Origin of the sequence: Pseudomonas sp. NPDC087598, assembly GCF_044743525.1 — a bacterium.
Lineage (GTDB): Bacteria > Pseudomonadota > Gammaproteobacteria > Pseudomonadales > Pseudomonadaceae > Aquipseudomonas.
On sequence record NZ_JBIUWQ010000006.1, the window covers coordinates 97348 to 114156 of the forward strand.

17 protein-coding genes and 1 other RNA gene are annotated in these 16809 nt (G+C 61.0%); 12 read left to right on the forward strand and 6 right to left on the reverse strand.

Annotated features, from left to right (window positions below; genetic code table 11):
- Positions 1–9: 9 nt before the first annotated feature.
- Positions 10–417 (forward strand): flagellar basal body-associated protein FliL, encoded by a 408-nt coding sequence (locus tag ACIOWE_RS05635; RefSeq protein WP_201236357.1) that lies wholly within the window; start codon positions 10–12, stop codon positions 415–417.
- Between the two features lie 115 nt (positions 418–532).
- Here the strand turns inward: ACIOWE_RS05635 and ACIOWE_RS05640 are convergent, their stop codons facing one another.
- Entirely contained in the window at positions 533–985 is a 453-nt protein-coding gene (locus tag ACIOWE_RS05640; RefSeq protein ID WP_401388394.1) for an EVE domain-containing protein, read from the reverse strand.
- 197 nt (positions 986–1182) lie between these two features.
- Here ACIOWE_RS05640 and ACIOWE_RS05645 point away from each other — a divergent pair, with 197 nt between their 5' ends.
- On the forward strand, positions 1183–1338 hold the full coding sequence (locus ACIOWE_RS05645) for a hypothetical protein (protein ID WP_007911192.1): 156 nt from the start codon (positions 1183–1185) through the stop codon (positions 1336–1338).
- Between the two features lie 36 nt (positions 1339–1374).
- Here ACIOWE_RS05645 and ACIOWE_RS05650 read toward each other — a convergent pair whose 3' ends face one another.
- The 4 genes from ACIOWE_RS05650 to ACIOWE_RS05665 form a co-directional block, all read right to left on the reverse strand.
- Positions 1375–1980, reverse strand: a complete 606-nt coding sequence (locus ACIOWE_RS05650) for a 5-formyltetrahydrofolate cyclo-ligase (RefSeq protein ID WP_166221688.1) — start codon at positions 1978–1980, stop codon at positions 1375–1377.
- 79 nt (positions 1981–2059) lie between these two features.
- Positions 2060–2238: non-coding RNA, 6S RNA (ssrS, locus tag ACIOWE_RS05655), on the reverse strand.
- Positions 2239–2268: 30 nt separating this feature from the next.
- On the reverse strand, positions 2269–2586 hold the full coding sequence (locus tag ACIOWE_RS05660) for a cell division protein ZapA (protein WP_401388397.1): 318 nt from the start codon (positions 2584–2586) through the stop codon (positions 2269–2271).
- On the reverse strand, positions 2583–2792 hold the full coding sequence (locus ACIOWE_RS05665) for a TIGR02449 family protein (RefSeq protein WP_103302507.1): 210 nt from the start codon (positions 2790–2792) through the stop codon (positions 2583–2585). Before ACIOWE_RS05665 ends, ACIOWE_RS05660 begins: the two co-directional genes overlap by 4 nt.
- A gap of 118 nt (positions 2793–2910) precedes the next feature.
- Here ACIOWE_RS05665 and ACIOWE_RS05670 point away from each other — a divergent pair, with 118 nt between their 5' ends.
- From ACIOWE_RS05670 to gcvH, 9 genes are all read left to right on the forward strand, one after another.
- A complete protein-coding gene (locus ACIOWE_RS05670; protein WP_007911199.1) occupies positions 2911–3471 on the forward strand; it encodes a YecA family protein in 561 nt (186 codons plus the stop codon).
- A 27-nt stretch (positions 3472–3498) separates the two neighbouring features.
- Complete coding sequence (gene pepP / locus ACIOWE_RS05675) at positions 3499–4833, forward strand: Xaa-Pro aminopeptidase (protein ID WP_401388400.1); 1335 nt, start codon at positions 3499–3501, stop codon at positions 4831–4833.
- On the forward strand, positions 4830–6017 hold the full coding sequence (gene ubiH, locus ACIOWE_RS05680; RefSeq protein WP_401388403.1) for a 2-octaprenyl-6-methoxyphenyl hydroxylase: 1188 nt from the start codon (positions 4830–4832) through the stop codon (positions 6015–6017). Before pepP ends, ubiH begins: the two co-directional genes overlap by 4 nt.
- The gene (locus ACIOWE_RS05685; protein WP_401388405.1) at positions 6010–6495 is read left to right on the forward strand and encodes a DUF4442 domain-containing protein; all 486 of its coding nucleotides are present in this window, start codon (positions 6010–6012) and stop codon (positions 6493–6495) included. The genes ubiH and ACIOWE_RS05685 overlap by 8 nt, the downstream gene beginning before the upstream one ends.
- A gap of 9 nt (positions 6496–6504) precedes the next feature.
- Positions 6505–7722 (forward strand): 2-octaprenyl-3-methyl-6-methoxy-1,4-benzoquinol hydroxylase, encoded by a 1218-nt coding sequence (locus ACIOWE_RS05690; protein WP_401388500.1) that lies wholly within the window; start codon positions 6505–6507, stop codon positions 7720–7722.
- Positions 7723–7963: 241 nt separating this feature from the next.
- The gene (locus tag ACIOWE_RS05695) at positions 7964–8968 is read left to right on the forward strand and encodes an extracellular solute-binding protein (protein ID WP_401388408.1); all 1005 of its coding nucleotides are present in this window, start codon (positions 7964–7966) and stop codon (positions 8966–8968) included.
- 134 nt (positions 8969–9102) lie between these two features.
- Positions 9103–10719, forward strand: coding sequence for an ABC transporter permease (locus ACIOWE_RS05700; protein ID WP_401388411.1), 1617 nt, complete (start codon positions 9103–9105; stop codon positions 10717–10719).
- 155 nt (positions 10720–10874) lie between these two features.
- The gene (gene gcvT, locus ACIOWE_RS05705; protein ID WP_401388414.1) at positions 10875–11957 is read left to right on the forward strand and encodes a glycine cleavage system aminomethyltransferase GcvT; all 1083 of its coding nucleotides are present in this window, start codon (positions 10875–10877) and stop codon (positions 11955–11957) included.
- A 49-nt stretch (positions 11958–12006) separates the two neighbouring features.
- Positions 12007–12390, forward strand: a complete 384-nt coding sequence (gcvH, locus tag ACIOWE_RS05710; RefSeq protein ID WP_401388417.1) for a glycine cleavage system protein GcvH — start codon at positions 12007–12009, stop codon at positions 12388–12390.
- A 152-nt stretch (positions 12391–12542) separates the two neighbouring features.
- On the opposite strand, the gene ACIOWE_RS05715 is transcribed toward gcvH, so the two are convergent.
- Positions 12543–13685 carry a DegT/DnrJ/EryC1/StrS family aminotransferase gene (locus ACIOWE_RS05715; RefSeq protein ID WP_401388420.1) on the reverse strand — a complete coding sequence of 381 codons (1143 nt, stop codon included), beginning with the start codon at positions 13683–13685 and terminating at the stop codon, positions 12543–12545.
- A gap of 156 nt (positions 13686–13841) precedes the next feature.
- On the opposite strand from ACIOWE_RS05715, the gene gcvP reads away from it, so the two are divergent.
- Entirely contained in the window at positions 13842–16715 is a 2874-nt protein-coding gene (gene gcvP, locus ACIOWE_RS05720) for an aminomethyl-transferring glycine dehydrogenase (RefSeq protein ID WP_401388422.1), read from the forward strand.
- Positions 16716–16809: the final 94 nt, after the last annotated feature.

A 16809-nucleotide genomic window follows, 5' to 3' on the forward strand; every position in this document is an offset into this window, starting at 1 on the left:
GAGCGAATGGTGAAAGCGTGGATCATGTTGTTGCTGGCCCTGTCTCTGCCTGTGGCAGCGCTGGCCGAAGAAGCCAAAGAAGGCGAAGCGCCGAAGGTCAACTACATCACCCTGAGCCCGCCATTTGTGGGCAACTACGGGCTGGACGGGACGCCGAAGCTGAAGGTCTACAAGGCCGACGTGGCGCTGCGCGTAACGGGCGAAGAGTCGACCAAACTGGTCAAGGCCAACGAGCCGCTGATTCGCAATCAACTGGTTGCGCTGTTCACCCAGCAGACCACCGAGGCGATGGGCAGCATCGAGGGCAAGGAAAAGCTGCGTCAGGAAGCGCTGAAGCAGACTCAGCAAGTGATGAATGACGAGACCGGCAAACCGGTGGTTGAGGATCTGTTGTTCAACAACCTGATCATTCAATAAGTCATTTGTTGTCCGGGCTGGCCCTATCGCGAGCAGGCTCACTCTTACAATTGGAATGCGTTCCCCTGTAGGAGTGAGCCTGCTCGCGATGGCGATGTTTCAGGCAACATATTCTTCAGGGTTTGAGGGCGATCACCGCCGCCCATTGCTCTGCTGTCACCGGCATCACCGACAACCGCGAGCCCTTCTGCACCAACGGCATCTCGGCCAGCGCCGTCTGCTGCTTCAGATAATCAAGCTTCAACACCCGCGCAAACGTCTCGACGTGTTCGACGTCAATCGCACTCCAGGCATTCTTTTCCGGCGTAGCCTTCGGATCGAAATAATGACTTTCCGGCTCCAGTGCGGTGGGATCCGGGTACGCCGCCTCGATTATTTTTCCGATCCCGGCAATCCCGGGCTCCGGGCAGCTGGAATGGTAGAAAAAGAACTCATCTCCCAACGCCATCGCCCGCAGGAAATTGCGTGCCTGATAGTTGCGAACCCCGTCCCAGCGCGCTTTGCCGAGTTTTTCCAGACCTTTGATCGAGAGCTCGTCCGGCTCGGATTTCATCAGCCAATAGGCCATGCTTTTTGCTCCTGGAGCGTTGATTGGGCAAGTTGTCGGGCAATTTTATGACAAACCGACGGTCGGTTGACGTCAGCGTTTGCGTGCAGGTTCACGTTGCCGCAAAATGCCGGCCTTTAAAGCTTGACGCTGCTGCACGGCCTACGAATGGAAACCGCTGCTGTCATCGTGATGATGTGCCTTGAGGGGGGCAATCGATGAAACGCAAACCGGATTTGCTGTGGACTTTGGTGATTTTGTTCGGCCTCGGTGTCGTGACCACCGGTTATGCGCAGAGCCTGTGGGCCAACAAGGCCGATGCTCCGATTGAAGTGGCGCAACAGGTTCAACAGTCGACAGCCTTCAAGCGCTGAAACTGCCTTCCCGACGCCGCTGATCTGCGCGGCGTCCTATTCCGCGAAATACCATGCCTTGTCGGTGACCGTGCCTTGTAACGGTACATCCCAACTCGCCTGCGCCAGTCGTTCGACTTTCTGACATTCATGGGCCAGCCCCAGCAGCGTCGGCTTGCGCCAGTTCTGGCGCCGCGCCAGGTACGCCAGGCTGCGATCATAAAAGCCGCCGCCCATCCCCAGCCGTCCACCGACGTCGTCAAATCCCACCAGTGGTAACAACACCAGGTCCAGCGTCCAGATTTTCCGCTGGCGCGCCAATTGCGCACGCGGTTCGAGGATTCGGAAGCGATTGGGTTTGAGTTTCTCGCCGGGGCGGATGCGCTGGAAGACCATTTTGGTTCGCGGCCAGGCGCTGAGTACCGGCAAATATGTGGCCTTGCCTCGGCGCTGTGCTTCGCGCAGCAGCAGTCGCGGGTCGATTTCACCGTCGGTGGGCAGGTACAGGGAGATATGTTTTGCCCGGCGAAAATGCGGGTCTTGTGCCAGTTGCCGGAACAGGCCTTTGGCGGCCTGCCGTTGTTCACCGGGAGTCAGTGAACGGCGCGCCTTGCGCAGCAGGCGACGGAGTTGCGGGCGGGGCAGTAGCGCGGGTTCGGTCATGGTTCGGCTTCGGCAGGTTGGACGAAAACGTACGCATAAAAAATCCGATGGCGGTTTTCACCGACATCGGATTCGAATCAGGCTCCCCGGATGAACCGCTGTCAACTTAGCCCTTGAACCCGAAAGTTCAAGGTGGAAGATGCAGTAGACTTTAAGGCTTTCCGTCTGGCGGACATGCACACCAGCCCAACGTGCAACTTCCAGGGTAGTGCGAATCGGCTCAGGGACATCGTCAACTGGCAAGCACCCCAGGGAGTGCCGCGAGTATACCTCAAGCGGCCTGGCGAATCAGCCCTTGCTGATGTCCGGATCGTCGGCCAGCACCAGATCGACACGATCAAGCAAGTCGCGCACCTGTTCACGGGTCGAGCCGCTGGCCTGGATGTCCGAGCGCTCTTCTTTGTGCAAGAGGTCGTGGGTGATGTTCAGCGCGGCCATCACGGCAATACGGTCGGCACCGATGACTTTGCCGCTGCTGCGGATCTCGCGCATCTTGCCGTCCAGGTAGCGTGCGGCACTGACCAGATTGCTGCGTTCTTCCTGCGGGCAGATGATCGAATACTCTTTATCGAGGATCTGCACGGTAACGCTATTGCTTGAACTCATGAGTCTTGCTCCAGGGCCTTGAGGCGCGAAATCATCGATTCGACCTTACGCCGGGCGATTTCGTTTTTTTCAATGAGGTGCGCGCGTTCCTCGCGCCAGGTCTTTTCCTGAGCTAGTAAGAGTCCGTTTTGGCTCTTTAGTTGCTCGACTCGGCCAATCAGCAGTTCGAGTCTGGCCATCAGCGCTTGCAGGTCGTTGTCTTCCATTGTGTTCACTGTCTGATGGGTTAGCTGGCGGACAGCCTTTAATAGTCTTGGCGAGTCTGTCGATGTAGGATACAAGGCCTTCATTCTAGACATAGCGCCGTCTGGCGCCTAGCTGCCCATGACCATTGCGAATTCCCCGTACCAAGCCTTTGCCACCCTGCTGACTTCCAGCGGCCACAACGTCTCGCCTGCCGAACTGCATGGCGTGCTGCTCGGACGCAGTTGCGCCGGTGCCGGCTTCGATAACGAAGGCTGGCTGATCGACGCCGCCGAACTGCTCGAAGGCGACATCCAGGACAACGTCCGCAACGCCCTGATCGGCTTGCAAGAGATGGTCAAAGGCGAGCTGACCGGCGACGACGTCACCGTCGTTCTGCTGCTGCCGACCGATGACGCACCGCTGGCCGACCGCGCCGCTGCATTGGGCGAGTGGTGCCAAGGCTTCCTCAGCGGCTTCGGCCTGAACTGCCGCGACAGCAGCATGCTCAGCACTGAAGCCACCGAAGTGCTGCAGGATCTGGCCGCCATTTCCCAGGTGCAAGACGCCCTGGAAGAATCCGAAGACGGCGAAACCGACTACATGGAAGTCATGGAGTACCTGCGCGTCGCGCCGCTGCTGCTGTTCTCGGAAACCAAGAAAGCCGACGTGCCGCCAGCCGCCAAGCCGTCGCTGCATTAATCGCGTGCCAAGGAAAGCCATCTGCCCATGACCCATATCCCGAAAGCGGAATACAGCCGTCGCCGCAAGGCCTTGATGGCGCAGATGGAACCCAACAGCATCGCGATCCTGCCCGCCGCCGCGGTGGCGATCCGCAACCGCGACGTCGAGCACGTCTACCGCCAGGACAGCGATTTTCAGTACCTCAGCGGGTTTCCCGAGCCACAGGCCGTCATCGTCTTGATGCCCGGCCGCGAGCACGGCGAATACGTGCTGTTCTGCCGTGAGCGCAACGCCGAACGCGAATTGTGGGACGGTCTGCGCGCAGGGCAGGAAGGCGCGATCCGCGACTTCGGCGCCGACGACGCTTTCCCGATCACCGACATCGACGACATTCTCCCGGGCCTGATCGAAGGTCGTGACCGGGTGTACTCGGCGATGGGCAGCAACCCCGAATTCGACCGCCACCTGATGGACTGGATCAACGTGATCCGCTCTAAAGCGCACCTCGGCGCCCAGCCACCGAACGAATTCGTTGCCCTGGATCATCTGCTGCACGACATGCGCCTGTATAAATCGGCGGCAGAAATGAAGGTGATGCGCGAAGCCGCACGCATCTCGGCGCAAGCTCATATCCGCGCGATGCAGGCCAGTCGGGCCGGGCTTTACGAATACAGTCTCGAAGCCGAACTCGACTACGAATTCCGCAAGGGTGGGGCGAAGATGCCGGCCTACGGTTCGATCGTCGCCGCCGGGCGCAACAGCTGCATCCTGCATTACCAGCAGAATGACGCGTTGCTCAAGGACGGCGATCTGGTGCTGATCGACGCCGGTTGCGAGATCGATTGCTACGCCAGCGACATCACTCGCACCTGGCCGGTCAACGGCAAGTTTTCGCCCGAGCAGAAAGCGATCTACGAATTGGTATTGGCTTCGCAGGAAGCCGCTTTCGCCGAAATCGCGCCGAACAAACACTGGAACCAGGCCCATGAAGCTACCGTTCGAGTGATTACCAGCGGATTGCTGAGGTTGGGGCTGCTGGAAGGTGACGTCGACGAGTTGATTGCGACCGAGGCCTATAAAGCGTTTTACATGCACCGTGCCGGCCACTGGCTGGGCATGGATGTGCACGACGTCGGCGAGTACAAGGTCGGCGGCGAATGGCGCGTGCTGGAGGTCGGCATGGCGCTGACCGTGGAGCCGGGTATCTACATTGCCCCGGACAACCAGAACGTAGCGAAGAAATGGCGCGGCATTGGCGTGCGCATTGAGGACGACGTGGTAGTGACCAAAATGGGCTGTGAAATCCTCACCAACGGCGTACCCAAAACCGTCGCCGAGATCGAAGCGCTGATGGCGCAAGCACGGACACACGCAGCATGAGTCGAGTCAATCTGGCAATCATCGGTGGCGGCCTGGTCGGCGCCAGTCTGGCGTTAGCCTTGCAGGCCGGGGCCAAAGCCCGTGGCTGGAAGATCGTGCTGATCGAACCGTTCGCTCCCGGCGACAGCTGGCAGCCGAGCTACGACGCACGTTCGTCAGCGCTGTCCTTTGGCTCGCGGCAGATCTATCAACGGCTGGGCGTGTGGCAGGAGATCTCTCGCCGCGCCGAGCCGATCAAACAGATCCACGTCTCCGACCGTGGCCGCTTCTCCACCGCGCGTTTGTCGGCGATGGAAGAGGGCGTGCCGGCGCTCGGTTACGTGGTGGAAAACGCCTGGCTCGGTCAGTGCCTGTGGCAGCACATCGACAAAGACGTGATCAGTTGGCGTTGTCCGGCGGAAGTCACGCGCATGGAGCCGCTGCCGGATGGCTATCGCCTGACCCTCAACGATGAAACCACGCTTGAATGCGACCTCGCGGTGCTCGCCGATGGCGGGCGCTCAGGGCTGCGCGAGCAATTGGGCATCAACGTGCGCAAGCGTCCGTACAACCAGAGTGCGCTGATCGCCAACATCACCCCGAGTGAAGCGCACAACGGCATGGCCTTCGAGCGCTTCACCGATGAAGGGCCGATGGCGCTGCTGCCGCTGCCGGAAAATCGCTGCGCGCTGGTCTGGACGCGTCTGGGTATGGACGCGCAGCGACTGGCGGACTTGAGCGAGCGTGATTTTCTCAGCGAATTGCAGGGTGTGTTCGGTTATCGCCTTGGCACCTTGAAACAAGTCGGTGCGCGACATTTGTATCCGTTGTCGCTGGTCGAAGCTGAAGAACAAGTGCGCTCGCATCTGGCCGTGCTCGGCAACGCAGCACATAGCCTGCATCCGATTGCCGGGCAGGGTTTCAACCTGTCTCTGCGCGATGCCGATGCCTTGGCCGTCGCTCTGTTGACCAGCGACAAACCGCTCGGCGATTTCGCCACGTTGCAGGCGTATCGCGAGCGTCAGCGTCTCGATCAGGACCTCACCGTCGGCTTCTCCGATCAGGTCACGCGGCTGTTTGGCAGCACGCAGCCGCTGGTCTCGCTGGGCCGCAACATCGGGCTGCTCGGCCTCGATCTGCTGCCGCCGGCCAAGCGCTGGTTTGCGCGTCAGGCCATGGGGTTGGGAACACGTCCGGATGCGTAACTGGTTGATGCGTTCGTTCGGCAAGGCGCGGTTGATGCGCTGGGTGATGACTTTCTATCCGCCATACCTTGGCGCCGGTGTGCGGGTGCGGCACATCAGTGATGACTTCCGCGACATTCAGGTGTCGATGGGGTTGGGCTGGTACAACCGCAATTACGTCGGCACGCAGTTCGGCGGCAGTCTGTATTCGATGGTCGATCCGTTTTTCATGCTGATGCTCATGGAAAACCTCGGCTCGCGTTACATCGTCTGGGACAAGGCCGCCGATATCGACTTTATTGCACCGGGCAAAGGCCCGGTGTTCGCCCGCTTCACCATCGACGACACCTTGCTCGACGAGGTCCGCCGGCAAACTGCCAGTGGAGAGAAATACCTGCCGCAGTTGCAGGTCGACATTCATGACGGCGCCGGCAACCTTGTGGCGCGGGTCGGTAAAACCCTTTACGTGCGGCTCAAGCCGCAAGCGAGACAGGCTTAAAGCATGGAAATGCGCGCAGATCTGCTGATTGTCGGAGCCGGAATGGTCGGCAGCGCCCTGGCGCTGGCGTTGCAGGACAGCGGGCTGGAAGTGTTGCTGCTCGACGGCAGTCCGTTGAGCGTCAAGCCGTTCGATGCCGACGCGGCGTTTGAACCGCGTGTCAGTGCGCTGTCGGCGGCCAGCCAGCGAATCCTCGAACGTCTCGGCGTCTGGGATGGCATCGCCAAGCGCCGCAGCAGTCCGTACACCGACATGCACGTGTGGGACGGCAGCGGCACCGGGCAGATTCACTTTTCAGCAAGCAGCGTGCACGCCGATGTCCTCGGCCATATCGTCGAGAACCGCGTGGTCCAGGATGCTTTGCTCGACCGTTTGCACGACTGCGATCTGGGCATGCTGGCCAATGCGCGGCTGGAACAGATGCGTCGTTCCGGCGATGACTGGCTGCTGACCCTGGCCGATGGTCGGCAATTGCGTGCGCCGCTGGTGATTGCTGCGGATGGCGCCAATTCGGCCGTACGCCGTCTGACCGGCGTGGCGACCCGCGAATGGGATTATCTGCATCACGCCATCGTCACCAGCGTGCGCAGCAGCAAACCGCACCAGATGACCGCATGGCAGCGCTTCACCGATCACGGTCCGCTGGCGTTTCTGCCGCTGGAGCGCGACGGCCAGCAGGATTGGTGCTCGATCGTCTGGTCGACCACACCGAGCGAGGCCGAGCGTTTGATGGCGCTGGATGAAGCGGATTTCTGCCGTGAACTGGAGCGCGCCTTTGAGGGGCGTCTCGGCGAAGTGATCAGCGCTGATCCACGGCTGTGTGTGCCGCTGCGCCAGCGCCACGCCAAGCGTTATGTCGCCGAAGGGCTGGCGCTGATTGGTGACGCCGCGCACACCATTCACCCGTTGGCGGGGCAGGGTGTGAACCTCGGTTTCCTTGACGCCGCCGTTCTGGCCGAGGTGCTGCTGCAAGCCGCTGAACGCGGTGAGCGTCTGGCGGACGTGAAAGTGCTGAGCCGCTACGAGCGTCGGCGCATGCCACACAATCTGGCGCTGATGGCGGCGATGGAAGGGTTTGAGCGGTTGTTCCAGGCGGATCCGCTGCCGCTGCGCTGGTTGCGTAACACTGGTTTGAAACTGGTCGAGCAGATGCCGGAGGCCAAGGCTCTCTTTGTGCGTGAAGCTCTCGGGTTGACCGGTGATCTTCCAGCTCTCGCCAAACCCTGAGATCGACAGGGCCTTGTGGCGAGGGAGCTTGCTCCCGCTGGGCTGCGCAGCAGCCCCAAATTCAGCGCTTGCCAAAATGGGGAGTCCTTCGGCCTCCAGCGGGAGCAAGCTCCCTCGCCACAGAGGCCGGTGATTTCAGGCTGTGCAACATCTGGTAACTCCTTCAAAAAGTGTTCGATTGAGATGGTAAATGTGAGTCCTTATCATTTGGCCCACATTTCCCGACCGAGAGACCACTCCCATGTTGGCACCCAAGCGTCTTCTGACCGCACTGGCCTTGACCCTGATCGGCAGCACCACGGCCCAGGCCGCGGATGAGGTGGTGGTTTACTCGTCGCGCATCGATGAGCTGATCAAACCGGTGTTCGATGCCTACACCGCCAAGACCGGGGTGAAGATCAAGTTCATCACCGACAAGGAAGCGCCGCTGATGCAGCGCATCAAGGCCGAAGGCGAGAACGCCACCGCCGACCTGCTGCTGACCGTCGATGCCGGCAACCTCTGGCAGGCCGAGCAGATGGGCATCCTCCAGCCGTTCACCTCGAAGACCATCGACACCAACATTCCCGCTCAATACCGCTCGTCGAGCCATGCCTGGACCGGCTTGAGCCTGCGCGCGCGGACCATCGCCTATTCCACTGATCGGGTGAAGCCGGGTGAGTTGACCACCTACGAAGCGCTGGCCGACAAGAACTGGGAAGGGCGCCTGTGCCTGCGCACGGCGAAGAAGGTCTACAACCAGTCGCTGACCGCAACCATGATCGAAGTCCATGGTGCCGAGAAGACCGAGAAGATCCTCAAGGGCTGGGTCAACAACCTGTCCACCGACGTGTTCTCCGATGACGTCGCGGTGCTTGAAGCGATCAACGCTGGCCAGTGCGACGTCGGCATCGTCAACACTTACTACTACGGTCGTCTGCACAAGCAGAAGCCGGATCTGCCAGTGAAACTGTTCTGGCCGAATCAGGCGGATCGCGGCGTTCACGTCAACCTGTCGGGTATCGGCCTGACCAAACACGCGCCGCACCCGGAAGCCGCCAAAGCTTTGGTTGAGTGGATGACTACGCCTGAGGCGCAGAAAATCTTCGCCGACGTAAACCAGGAATTCCCGGCCAACCCGGCGGTGAAACCTTCGGAAGAAGTAGCGGCGTGGGGCCAGTTCGTGGCGGATACCTTGCCGGTGGAAGTGGCGGGCAAGCGTCAGGCCGAGGCGATCCGCATGATGGATCGGGCGGGTTGGAACTGAGTCTGCTGTTGTAAAGATCAAAAGATCGCAGCCTTCGGCAGCTCCTACATGAGATCACCTGTAGGAGCTGCCGGAGGCTGCGATCTTTTTGCTTTTTTCCCTACACTCCACGATTTTCCCGCGAGACCTTCGAAGTGGCCCACCCCGCCCAACGCCGCTGGTACCCCATCGTCTTCGCCATCGCCGCGTTGGTGCTGTTACCCCTGAGCGTCCTGCTGCTCTCCTGGCAGACCATCGATCAGCAGATCTGGTCACACCTGTGGGAAACCCAGATGCCGCGCCTGCTCGGCAACACCTTGACGCTGGTCGTCGGCGTCGGTGTCGGCGTGACGCTGCTCGGCGTCAGTCTTGCCTGGCTCACCAGCCTCTGCGAATTCCCCGGGCGGCGCTGGCTCGACTGGGCGTTGATGCTGCCGTTCGCCATCCCGGCCTACGTGCTGGCCTTCGTCTTCGTCGGCTTGCTGGATTTCGCCGGCCCGGTGCAAACGCTGCTGCGCGAATGGTTCGGCTCAGGCCTGCGGCTACCGCGAGTGCGCTCCACTGGCGGGGTGATTGTGGTGTTGGTGCTGGTCTTTTATCCCTACGTCTATCTGCTGGCGCGCACCGCGTTCCTTGCACAGGGCAAAGGCCTGATGGAAGCCGCACGGGTGCTCGGGCAATCGCCGTGGCAAGCGTTCTGGCGCGTGGCGTTGCCGATGGCGCGACCGGCGATCGGCGCGGGTGTAGCGCTGGCACTGATGGAAACCCTGGCGGACTTCGGTGCGGTTTCGGTATTCAATTTCGACACCTTCACCACGGCGATCTACAAAACCTGGTACGGCTTCTTCAGCCTGCCGAGCGCGGCGCAACTGGCCAGCCTGTTGTTGCTGGTGGTGATGCTGGTGCTGTACGGCGAGCGCCGAGCGCGCGGGGCCAACCGGGCGAGCAACGAGCGGCCACGGGTCAAGGCCCTGTACCACTTGCGCGGGCTCAAGGCGTTCGCGGCGATGAGCTGGTGCGGTCTGGTCTTCGCTTGCGCGTTCGTGATTCCGCTGCTGCAACTGATTGTCTGGTTCTGGCAGCGTGGGCGCTTCGATCTGGATGAACGCTACGCCGGGCTGATTCTGCACACCCTGTATCTGGGCGGCATGGCGGCGCTGATCACGGTCAGCGTCGCGTTGTTGCTGGCGTTTGCCCGACGGTTGGCGCCGACACGGGCGATCCGCTCCGGGGTCAGTCTGGCCAACCTCGGTTATGCCTTGCCGGGCTCGGTGCTGGCGGTGTCGATCATGCTGGCGTTCAGTTATCTGGATCGCGAACTGGTGATCCCGCTCTCGGGCTGGCTCGGTGGCGCCGGCAAACCCTTGCTGCTGGGCAGTCTGGCGGCGCTGCTGATGGCTTATCTGGTGCGATTCATCGCTGTTGCCTACGGGCCGCTGGAAAACAGTCTGGCGCGTATACGGCCATCTTTGCCCGAAGCGGCACGTAGCCTGGGTGTCAGTGGGCCGCGACTGTTTTTCAAAGTGTATCTGCCACTTTTGCTGCCCGGCACGTTGAGCGCTGCGTTGCTGGTGTTCGTCGATGTCCTCAAGGAAATGCCCGCGACCCTGCTGATGCGCCCGTTTGGCTGGGACACGCTGGCAGTACGCATCTTCGAAATGACCAGCGAAGGTGAATGGGCGCGGGCGTCGCTGCCGGCATTGACGCTGGTATTGGTCGGGTTATTGCCAGTCATTGGCCTGATCCGCCGCTCGGCGCATCGAAACACTTAGTCGTCAGTCCTGAATCATGCGGCTACAATGCGCGGCATTCGGTGCGGTTCGTCTGACAGATCCATTCGCTGGAATCGGCTGAGAGCCTTCTATTTCAAGGCTTTCAGCCGTGCAGCGGCTGTCCGCACCTTCGCCACGCCCGGAAGGAGAAACCCATGGGACAGCGTACGCCTCTGTATGACCTGCATCTCGCCCTCGGCGCGAAGATGGTCGATTTTGGCGGTTGGGACATGCCACTGCATTACGGCTCGCAGGTCGAGGAGCACCACGAAGTGCGCCGCGATTGCGGGGTGTTCGATGTTTCCCACATGACCGTAATTGATGTCACCGGTGTTCAGGCCAAAGCCTGGCTGCAGCATTTGCTGGCCAATAACGTCGAGCGCCTGCACCGCCCCGGCCGTGCGTTGTACAGCACCATGCTCAACGAGCGCGGCGGCATCGTCGACGACATGATCGTCTACCGTCTCGAGGACGGTTATCGGCTGGTGGTCAACGCCTCCACCCGTGATCAGGACCTGGCCTGGATGAACGCGCAACTGGGCGGTTACGACGTGCAACTGCACGAGCGCTCCGAGCTGGCCATGCTCGCCATTCAAGGCCCGCAGGCCCGGCACAAGATTGCCGAACTGGTCACCCAGTCTCGCGCCTCGCTGATCCAGCACCTCAAACCTTTCGAAGCGCACGTCGACGGCGACTGGTTCATTGCCCGTACCGGTTACACCGGTGAGGACGGTCTGGAAATCGCCTTGCCGGCGGATCAGGCTCCGGCGTTCTTCAACGATCTGGTCGGTGCCGGCATTTCACCGATCGGCCTCGGTGCCCGCGACACCCTGCGCGTTGAGGCCGGGATGAATCTCTACGGTCAGGACATTCATCAGGACGTTTCACCGCTCGCCTCGAACATGGCCTGGAGCATTGCCTGGGAACCGGCCACGCGCCAGTTCATCGGCCGCGCCGCGCTGGAAGCGGAAAAAACCGCCGGGGTTGCGCACAAACTGGTCGGTCTGGTGCTGGAAGAACGCGGTGTTTTGCGTGCTCATCAGGTGGTTCGCATCGCCGATGTTGGCGAAGGAGAGATCACCAGTGGTAGTTTCTCTCCTACGCTAAGCAAATCGATTGCCCTGGCGCGTGTTCCGATGGCAACCGCCGACCGCGCCGAAGTGGAAATCCGTGGCAAGTGGTATCCGGTACGTGTGGTCAAACCGACCTTCGTACGCCATGGCAAAACTTTGATCTAACCTTTTTCGGCGGGCTCGACCGCTGACCTATTTCCTGAGGACACCGAACATGAGCAATATCCCCGCTGAACTGCGTTTTGCCGAAAGTCATGAATGGGCACGTCTGGAAGCCGACGGCACCGTCACCGTGGGCATCAGCGATCACGCGCAAGAAGCGCTGGGTGATGTGGTGTTCGTCGAGTTGACCGAAGTCGGCAAGGTATTCGCCGCCGAAGATCAGGCCGGTGTGGTTGAGTCGGTGAAAGCCGCTTCCGACATCTATTCGCCGATTGGCGGTGAAGTGATTGCAGTCAACGAAGAACTGAGCGCTTCGCCAGAGCAGCTGAACTCCGACCCGTATGGCGCGTGGATCTTCAAGCTCAAGCCAGCTAACGCAGCTGATCTGGACAAGCTGCTCGACGCCGCTGCCTACAAAGCCGCTATCGGCGAATAACCCTGTGGCGAGGGGATTTATCCCCGATGGGGGGCGTAGCCGCCCCCAAATGCTGCTCGCGGATTATCCAGCAGACCCAACGCGGTGGAATACGACGGCTACGCCGCCGATCGGGGATAAATCCCCTCGCCACAGTTGGGTGTGCCTGCCTGTCAGGCTTCGCGCAGGACGGTTTTTACTGCGGCCACCGAACGCTCGACATCGTCCTTGTTCATCGCGGTGAACATCGGCAGTGACACGATCAGCCGACCGACACGCTCGGCCACCGGCAACATCCCTTCTTTGAAACCGCGCTCTCGGTACAAACTCAGCAAGTGAATCGGCGGGTAGTGATAGCCGATGCCGATACCCTGCGCCTGCATTTGCTCCATGAACGTCGCCCGTGCCGGCCGACCGTCCTTGCGCTCCGGCAGCACCAGTTGGAACAGATGCCAGTTGCTGTTGGTGAAATCCGCCGGCGGCAGTTGTGCGCCATAAACAGCTTCGAAATCCTCGCCAAAGCATTTGAAGTAGTGCCGGGCCAGTTCACGGCGATGAGCGGTCAGCGTTTCAATGTGAGCGAATTGCCCGAGGCCGATGGTGGCTGCAACATCGGTCATGTTGAACTTGCCGCCCAACACATCGACGTCCAGACCATCAAAACCGTTACGGGTAACGCCTTGCAGACGGTACTTCTCGGCCAGCCCTGCCTCCTCAGGCGTGTTCAACACCAGGCATCCGCCTTCGGAACAGGTGACATTCTTGTTCGCCTGAAAACTGAACGACACGAAGTCGCCGGTGGCGCCAATGCGCTGGCCGTTCCAGCTCGATCCCAAGGCTTGAGCGGCGTCTTCGACAATGCGCAGATTGTGTTTGCGGGCAATGGCGTAGAGACGATCCATGTCCACCGGTAATCCGGCGAGGTACACCGGAATCAGCGCTTTGGTGCGTGGCGTAATCACCGCTTCCAGCTTGTTCAGATCGATGTTGCGGGTGACCGGATCGATATCGGCAAACACCGGCGTCGCGCCGACTTCCAGGATCACGTTGGCGGTGGCGACCCAGGAAATCGGCGTGGTGATGACCTCGTCCCCCGGGCCGACGCCGGCGATGCGCAAGGCGATTTCCATGGTGCAGGTGCCGGAATTGAACGTGCGCACCGGACGGCCGCCGAAGTATTCCGAGAGCTGCGCTTCAAAGGCCTGCACCTTCGGCCCGCTGGTGATCCAGCCGGAGCGCAGCACGTCGCCCACAGCGGCAATCGTGGCTTCATCGATAACAGGTTTGGAAAAAGGCAGGAATGGCAGTTGGCTCATGAAATTTCAATCATCCGTGCGTTGGACGCCTGAAGCAGGCGCTACAGCATGGCCCGGAACAGCCTCCGCCGCCAAGCCGTGCGCGCCGGCATCGGCTGCTATGCTGGTTTGACCGTGTTGCATTGACGCCGAGCGCCAGCCAAGAGAGAGCCCGTCATGTCCCAGTTGCCGTCCCTGAGCCAGTTACGCGATCCCGATGCCTTCCTGCGCCGCCACCTCGGCCCCGATGCCGCCGAGCAACAAGCCATGCTCGACAGTCTCGGCCTCGGCAGCCGGGTCGAACTGATCGAGCAGACCGTGCCGCCGGGCATTCGCTTCAATCGCGCGCTCGATCTGCCGCCGGCGCTGGATGAGCAAGCCGCACTGGCCAGACTGCGCGGGTACGCCGAGCAGAATCAGGTCTGGACCAGCCTCATCGGCATGGGCTATCACGGCACCCTCACACCGACCGTTATCTTGCGCAACGTCCTGGAAAACCCCGGTTGGTACACCGCGTACACGCCCTATCAACCGGAGATCGCCCAAGGCCGGCTCGAAGCCTTGCTGAATTTCCAGCAAATGACCATCGACCTCACCGGCCTCGAACTGGCCAACGCTTCGTTGCTCGATGAAGCCACCGCCGCTGCCGAAGCCATGGCATTGGCCAAGCGTGTCGCCAAGTCGAAGAGCAATCTGTTTTTCGTCGACGAGAACTGCCACCCGCAGACCATTTCCGTGGTGCAGACCCGTGCGGAAGGCTTCGGCTTCGAGTTGATCATCGATGCTGTGGATAACTTGAAGCAGCACCAGGTGTTCGGCGCGCTGCTGCAATATCCCGACACCCACGGCGAAATCCGTGATTTGCAGCCGTTGATTGATCATCTGCACGCGCAGCAAGCGCTGGCCTGCGTCGCCACTGATCTGTTGAGTCTGTTATTGCTGACCCCGCCGGGGGAATTGGGCGCCGATGTGGTGTTCGGCTCCTCCCAGCGTTTCGGCGTGCCCATGGGCTACGGCGGCCCACATGCGGCGTTTTTCGCCAGTCGCGAGGAATACAAACGGGCAATTCCCGGGCGGATCATCGGCGTGTCGAAAGACGCTCGGGGCAACGTCGCATTGCGCATGGCCCTGCAAACCCGCGAGCAGCATATCCGCCGCGAGAAGGCCAACTCGAACATCTGCACCGCGCAGGTGCTGCTGGCCAATATCGCCAGTTTCTACGCGGTGTATCACGGGCCGGAAGGCTTGAAACGGATCGCCCAACGAGTGCATCGACTGACCTGCATTTTGGCTGCGGGTCTTCAGCGTCACGGGATCAACCGGATCAACGCGCAGTTTTTCGACACCCTCACCCTGGATGTCGGCGGCGCACAAACGGCGATCATCGAAAGCGCCCAGGCCGCACGGATCAACCTGCGGATTCTCGGCCGTGGTCGTGTCGGTCTGAGCCTTGATGAGACGAGTGATGAAAATACCGTGGCGAAGCTGTTCGATGTCCTGCTCGGCGCCGATCATGGTTTGAACGTCGACGATCTCGACGCTGAAGTTTTGGCGTCGGGCATTCCCGACAATCTCCAGCGCAAGACGCCCTACCTGCGCCATCCGGTGTTCAACGCTCATCACAGCGAAACCGAGATGCTGCGTTATCTCAAGCAACTGGAGAACAAGGACCTGGCGCTGAACCAGTCGATGATCCCGCTGGGCTCCTGCACCATGAAACTCAACGCCACCAGCGAAATGATCCCGATCACCTGGCCGCAATTCGCCAATCTGCATCCGTTTGTGCCCCGAGAGCAGGCAGTCGGCTACACCTTGATGATCGAAGAACTCGAGCGCTGGCTCTGCGCGATCACCGGGTTCGACGCGATCTGCATGCAGCCCAACTCCGGTGCCCAAGGGGAGTACGCCGGACTGCTGGCGATCCGCAAATATCACGAGAGCCGCCAGCAGGGTGCGCGGGATATCTGCCTGATTCCGTCCTCGGCCCACGGCACCAACCCGGCCTCGGCGCAGATGGCCGGGATGCGCGTGGTGATCGTCGAGTGCGACGAGGCCGGCAACGTTGATCTCGATGACCTGAAAAGCAAAGCCGCCGAGTCGGGGGATAGGTTGTCGTGTCTGATGGCGACCTATCCGTCGACTCATGGCGTCTATGAAGAAGGCATCAGCGAGATCTGTGAAGTTATCCACAAGCATGGCGGTCAGGTGTACATGGATGGCGCCAACCTCAACGCGCAGGTCGGGCTGGCGCGGCCGGCGGACATCGGCGCCGACGTGTCACACATGAATCTGCACAAGACTTTTTGCATTCCTCACGGCGGTGGCGGGCCGGGCATGGGGCCGATCGGCATTCGCGCGCATCTGGCGCCATTTGTTGCCAACCATCCGGTGGTACCGATTGACGGGCCGTTGGCGCAGAACGGTGCGGTCAGCGCGGCGCCGTGGGGCAGCGCAAGTATTCTGCCGATCAGCTGGATGTACATCGCCATGATGGGCCCGCAACTGGCGGATGCCAGCGAGGTGGCGATTCTGGCGGCTAACTATCTGGCGCAACATTTATCCGGCGCGTTCCCGGTGCTGTACACCGGGCGCAACGGGCGAGTGGCGCATGAATGCATTCTTGATCTGCGGCCGCTGAAGGCGCAGACCGGGATCAGCGAGGAAGACGTCGCCAAGCGTCTGATGGATTACGGTTTCCATGCCCCGACCATGTCATTCCCGGTGCCGGGGACATTGATGGTCGAGCCGACAGAGAGCGAATCCAAGGCAGAACTGGACCGCTTTATCGGCGCGATGCTAAGCATCCGTGCGGAAATCACCGAGGTACAGAACGGCAACTGGCCGGCCGAAGACAACCCGCTCAAGCGTGCGCCGCATACGTTGGCGGATGTCACCGGGGTGTGGGAGCGGCCTTACAGCATCGAGCAGGGTATTACCCCGGATGCACACACCAAGGCACACAAATATTGGCCGGCGGTGAATCGGGTGGATAACGTCTATGGCGATCGCAATCTGTTTTGCGCCTGCGTCCCGGTGGACGATTACCGCTGATCTCCCTATGCACCCCAGTCCAAATGTGGGAGCGAGCCTGCTCGCGAAAGCGTCGTGTCAGAAGGCATACATGTATCTGACCCACCGCATTCGC